Origin of the sequence: Cellulomonas sp. NPDC057328 (assembly GCF_042667215.1) — a bacterium.
Taxonomy (GTDB): Bacteria; Actinomycetota; Actinomycetes; order Actinomycetales; family Cellulomonadaceae; genus Cellulomonas.
In genome coordinates this window covers 1-5342 of record NZ_JBHUZW010000179.1, presented here as the reverse complement: position 1 = coordinate 5342, position 5342 = coordinate 1, and the positions used below count along the sequence as shown (strand labels likewise).

The following is a 5342-nucleotide window of genomic DNA, read 5'->3' as shown; positions in this document are numbered from 1 at the left end:
CGCGTGGCCGTCGACGGACGCGGGGGCGTCGGAGACGCGCCGCGCACCCGGCGGACCGGTCCCCGCGACCCCCGAGCCGGAGCGCGACCCGTCCCCGCTGGACGAGTTCCAGCCGGAGGACGGGCGTCGGCGCTGGCCGCGGACGCTGGCCGTCGTCGGCGGCGTCGTGGTGCTGCTCGGCGGTGCGTACGTCGGCGCGTCCTACGCGCTGGGCGACCGCGTGCCGCGCGGCGCGACCGTGGCGGGCGTCGAGATCGGCGGCATGACGGCGGACGAGGCGCGCGACGCGCTGTCCACCGGGCTCGCCGACCGCACGACGCAGCCGATCCCGCTCGTGGCGCAGGACGCGCAGGCGGAGCTCGACCCGGCCGCCGCCGGCCTCGTGTTCGACGCGGACGCGACGGTCGCGCGCCTGACCGGCGTCGACCTCGCCGAGCCGGTGCGCGTGTGGCGCCAGCTGGTGGGCGTCGACGCGCAGCCGCCGGTCACGCAGGTCGACGACGACGCCCTCGCGGACTCGCTGGCGTCGCTCTCCGAGACGGTCCGCCTCGCGCCCGTCGACGGCGCCGTGGTCTTCGCGGACGGCGCGGCGCACGCCACGGACGCCGCCGACGGCTGGGCGCTCGACCTCGACGCGGCGGCGACCGCGGTCCAGGACGAGTGGCTCGTGGGGGAGCGCCCGCTGGCGCTGCCGACGACGCCCGTCGAGCCGGAGATCACGCAGGAGGAGACCGAGCAGGCGCTGCGGGACGTCGCGCAGCCGCTCGCGGCGGCGCCGATCACGGTGCAGGTCGCCGAGCGGCAGGCCGTGCTCGACGTCCCGACCCTGACGGCGAACGCGAGCATGGTCCCGGTCGGGGGCTCGCTCGAGCTGCAGCTCGACGGCGAGGCCCTGGCGGCGTCCGTGCTCGCCCAGGTCCCGGACGTGGTGACGGCGGCGTCGGACGCGCGGTTCGAGTTCCAGGACGGCGCCCCGGTCATCGTCCCCGGCACGCCCGGCACGAGCCTGGACCCGGCGGCGCTCGCGTCGTCGGTCGCGGCGTCCGTGACGGCCGAGCAGCGGCTCGCGCCCGTCGAGCTCGTCGCGTCCGACCCTGCCGAGACGACGGCGGCGCTGGAGGCGCTGGGCGTCAAGGAGGTCGTCTCGGAGTTCTCGACGCCGCTGACGAGCGAGCCGCGGCGCACCCAGAACATCTCCGCGGGGCTGACGAACATCACCGGGACGCTCGTGCGGCCCGGCGAGACGTTCAGCCTCACCGAGGCGCTCGGGCCGGTCGACGCCGCGCACGGCTTCGTGCAGGCGGGCGCGATCGTCAACGGCGAGCACAAGGACGCGTGGGGCGGCGGGCTGTCGCAGGTGTCGACCACGGTGTTCAACGCGGCGTACTTCGCCGGCTTCGAGGACGTGGACCACACGCCGCACAGCGAGTGGTTCCAGCGCTACCCGGAGGGCCGCGAGGCGACGATCTTCACCGGCTCGATCGACATGCAGTGGAAGAACACCACCCCCTACGGCGCGCTGGTGCAGGGCTGGGTCGCCGACGGGCGCGCGCACGTGCGCATCTGGGGGACCAAGCACTTCACGGTCGAGACGGAGAAGAGCGGCCGCTCCGGCATCGTGCCGCCCACCACCGTGTACTCCCAGTCGCCGACGTGCGAGCCGCAGAGCGCCGGCAACCCCGGCTTCAGCGTGACGAACACCCGGCGCGTGTACCTGAACGGCGAGCTGGTCGACACCGAGTCCGACTCGTGGCGCTACAAGCCGCAGAACCGGGTCGTCTGCGGGTCGGCCCCGGCGGCCCCGACGCCCTGACGCACCGGCCCGCCGCACGCGCCGACCGACGCCCGTCCCCGCCCGGGGGCGGGCGTCGGTGCGTCAGCCGCGGTCCGTCGCGGCGTCGCCGGGCGCGCGCGGGCGCCGGCGGACGGGTGCGGGCGGCACGGTCTTGCCGAGCAGCACGTCACCGGCGGGCACGCGCACGTCGCCGCGCCGGGTGCGGACGGTCAGCCCGTCGTCGTCGACCGCGACGACGTCCCCGAGCACGTCCGTGTAGGGCGGCTCGTCGCCCGGGGCGCCGGCGGGCAGGTCGTCGCGCCGCCGCCGCACGACCACGCGCACACCCGGTGACCAGGCGCGCCAGGGCGGCGCCACGGGGTCGCTCACGGCCGCCGCCGGGCGTGTGGCGTGTCGGACGGTGGACGTCGGGTCGTCGTCGCTGCCACGTGGGGGATACTAGGTCGACCGCTGCACCCGTGGAGGACCCCCCGTGACGTATGTGATCGCCGAACCCTGCGTGGACGTCAAGGACAAGGCGTGCATCGAGGAGTGTCCGGTCGACTGCATCTACGAGGGCAAGCGCTCCCTCTACATCCAGCCGGACGAGTGCGTCGACTGCGGCGCCTGCGAGCCGGTGTGCCCCGTCGAGGCCATCTACTACGAGGACGACGTCCCCGAGCAGTGGAGCCAGTACTACGAGGCCAACGTGCACTTCTTCGACGAGGTCGGCTCGCCCGGCGGCGCCGCGAAGATGGGGCAGATCGAGCACGACCACCCCATCATCGCCACGCTCCCGCTGCGCATCCAGGGCGAGTGACGCCGGCCCGCCCGTCCGCGCCCGCGCGGCGGGGCTGACCCGTGGGACTGCGCACCGGTAACCTGCCGGACTTCCCGTGGGACACGCTGACGCCGTTCGCGGACCTCGCGCGCCGGCACCCCGGCGGCATCGTCGACCTGTCGGTCGGCACGCCCGTCGACCCGACGCCCGCGCTCGTGCGCGAGGCGCTGGCGGCGGCGGCCGACGCGCCGGGGTACCCGACGACGCACGGCACGCCGGCGCTGCGCGCGGCGGTCGTCGACTGGTTCGCGCGGCGCCGCGGCGTGCCGGGCCTCGACCCGGCGGCGGTCCTGCCGACCGTCGGCTCGAAGGAGCTCGTCGCGCTGCTGCCCGCGCTGCTCGGGGTCGGACCCGGCGACGCGGTGCTGCACCCGGCGACCGCGTACCCGACGTACGACGTCGGTGCGCGGCTCGCGGGGGCGACGCCCGTGCCGACGGACGACCCGGCGGCGGAGCTCGCCCGGCGGGACGACGTGCGGCTCGTCTGGCTCAACTCGCCCGCGAACCCGCACGGCGCGGTGCTCGGCGTCGACGAGCTGCGCGCGGTCGTCGACGCGGCGCGCGCGGCGGGCCGCCGCACGGGCCGCCCGGTCGTCGTGGCGTCCGACGAGTGCTACGCCGAGCTGGCCTGGGACGAGCCGTGGGCGTCGTCCGGCGTGCCGAGCGTGCTCGACCCCCGGGTGACCGGCGGCGACCTCGCGGGGCTGCTCGTGGCGTACTCGCTGTCCAAGCAGTCGAACCTCGCGGGCTACCGGGCGGCGTTCCTCGCCGGCGACCCGGAGCTCGTCGCGCGCCTGCTCGAGACCCGCAAGCACGCCGGGATGATCGTGCCCGCGCCCGTGCAGGCCGCGATGACGGCCGCGCTGGGCGACGACGCGCACGTCGCCGAGCAGCGCGAGCGGTACCGGCGGCGCCGTCGCGTCCTGCGGGCGGGGTTCGAGGCCGCCGGCTACGTGGTCGACCACTCGCACGCGGGCCTGTACCTGTGGGTGCGCCCGGACGGCCCGCGGCAGGACGCGTGGCGCACCGTCGAGGACCTGGCCGGCCTGGGTCTGCTCGTCGCGCCGGGCGCGTTCTACGGCGCGGCCGCGGCCGGGCACGTGCGCGTCGCGCTGACCGCCTCCGACGAGCACGTGGCCGAGGCCGCCGCGCGTCTCCAGGGGGCGTAGGCGCGGCGCCGTGCCGCGCCGTACAGTGATCTCCCCTGTGAGGAACCTCACACGCGACCCAAGGTGGGGTCGCTCATTCGTCAAGATCCCCGTGGCGCGGGTACCGTCGCAGCGGGCCGACGGGGGTCACGCCTCGCGTCGGTCGTCGAGGAGCCCGGCGCCCGCCGAGGCCGCTGCCGTTGGTCGGCGTAGGAAGGAACACCATGTCGGACACCGTCACCGCCCCGGTCCAGGCTCCCGTGCAGCTGGTCGTGGACGGTCAGGCGCGCGACCTCCCCGTCGTGCCGGCCACCGAGGGCAACGACGGCATCGTCGTGTCGTCGCTGCTGCGCGACACCGGGATGGTCACCGTCGACCCCGGATTCATGAACACCGCCGCGTGCGAGTCGCGGATCACCTACATCGACGGCGACGCCGGGATCCTGCGCTACCGCGGGTACCCCATCGAGCAGCTCGCCGAGAGGTCCTCGTTCCTCGAGGTCGCGTACCTGCTCATCCACGGCGAGCTGCCGGACGCGCCGACGCTGGCGGCGTTCGAGGAGCGCGTCAACCGGCATACGCTCGTGCACGAGGACTTCCGCACGTTCCTCGGCTCGTTCCCGCGCGCCGCGCACCCGATGGCCGTCATGGCGTCGGCGCTCAACGCGCTGTCGACGTTCTACCCGGAGTCGCTCGACCCGTTCGACCCCGAGACGGTCGAGCTGGCCACGGTGCTCATCCTGGCGAAGACGCGCACGATCACGTCGTACGTGCACCGCACCTCCAAGGGCGAGCCGCTGCTCTACCCCGACTACTCGCGCGGGTACGTCGAGGACTTCCTGCGCATGACGTTCGCCGTCCCGTACCAGCAGTGGGACCCGGACCCGGTCGTCGTCAACGCGCTCGACAAGCTGCTCATCCTGCACGCCGACCACGAGCAGAACTGCTCCACGTCGACCGTGCGGATCGTCGGCTCGAGCCACGCGAACATCTACGCGTCGGTCGCGGCGGGCATCAACGCGCTGTCCGGCCCGCTGCACGGCGGCGCCAACGAGGCCGTCCTGGCGATGCTCGACGAGATCCAGGCGAACGGCGGTGACGCCACGGACTTCATGCGCCGCGTGAAGGACAAGGAGGACGGCGTCCGCCTCATGGGCTTCGGCCACCGGGTCTACAAGAACTACGACCCGCGCGCGGCGATCGTGAAGCAGAGCGCGCACGAGGTGCTGCAGGCGCTCGGCAGCAACGACGAGCAGCTCGACATCGCCATGCGGCTCGAGGAGATCGCGCTGCACGACGACTACTTCGTGTCGCGCAAGCTGTACCCGAACGTCGACTTCTACACCGGCCTGATCTACAAGGCGATGGGCTTCTCGCCGCGCATGTTCACGCCGCTGTTCGCGCTCGGGCGCATGCCCGGCTGGATCGCGCAGTGGCGCGAGATGATGAACGACCCGCAGACGAAGATCGGCCGCCCGCGCCAGGTCTACACGGGCGCGACCGAGCGTCCGTACGTGGCGGTCGAGGACCGCTGACCCGGTCGGCCGCCGGCCGACCACGCGCCGGAGCCGGTGCCGCC

The 5342-nt window shown here is 74.6% G+C and carries 5 protein-coding genes; 4 read left to right on the top strand and 1 reads right to left on the bottom strand.

The window, feature by feature from the left end:
• Positions 1-1813: VanW family protein (locus ACFUMH_RS18545; RefSeq protein ID WP_378208997.1), on the top strand; the 1813-nt coding region annotated here is incomplete at its 5' end.
• A gap of 63 nt (positions 1814-1876) precedes the next feature.
• On the opposite strand, the gene ACFUMH_RS18540 is transcribed toward ACFUMH_RS18545, so the two are convergent.
• Positions 1877-2164: a hypothetical protein gene (locus ACFUMH_RS18540; protein WP_378208995.1), complete on the bottom strand. Its 288-nt coding sequence runs from the start codon at positions 2162-2164 to the stop codon at positions 1877-1879.
• A 103-nt stretch (positions 2165-2267) separates the two neighbouring features.
• Here ACFUMH_RS18540 and fdxA point away from each other — a divergent pair, with 103 nt between their 5' ends.
• From fdxA to ACFUMH_RS18525, 3 genes are all read left to right on the top strand, one after another.
• Positions 2268-2594: a ferredoxin gene (gene fdxA / locus ACFUMH_RS18535; RefSeq protein ID WP_378208993.1), complete on the top strand. Its 327-nt coding sequence runs from the start codon at positions 2268-2270 to the stop codon at positions 2592-2594.
• A gap of 41 nt (positions 2595-2635) precedes the next feature.
• Complete coding sequence (gene dapC, locus ACFUMH_RS18530; protein WP_378208991.1) at positions 2636-3784, top strand: succinyldiaminopimelate transaminase; 1149 nt, start codon at positions 2636-2638, stop codon at positions 3782-3784.
• A gap of 203 nt (positions 3785-3987) precedes the next feature.
• Complete coding sequence (locus ACFUMH_RS18525) at positions 3988-5298, top strand: citrate synthase (RefSeq protein WP_378208988.1); 1311 nt, start codon at positions 3988-3990, stop codon at positions 5296-5298.
• The last annotated feature ends 44 nt before the right edge of the window (positions 5299-5342 follow it).

Coding starts and splice junctions, on each gene's coding strand:
- ACFUMH_RS18525 (WP_378208988.1), top strand. CDS start 3,988: ATGTCGGACACCGTCACCGCCCCGGTCCAGGCTCCCGTGCAGCTGGTC.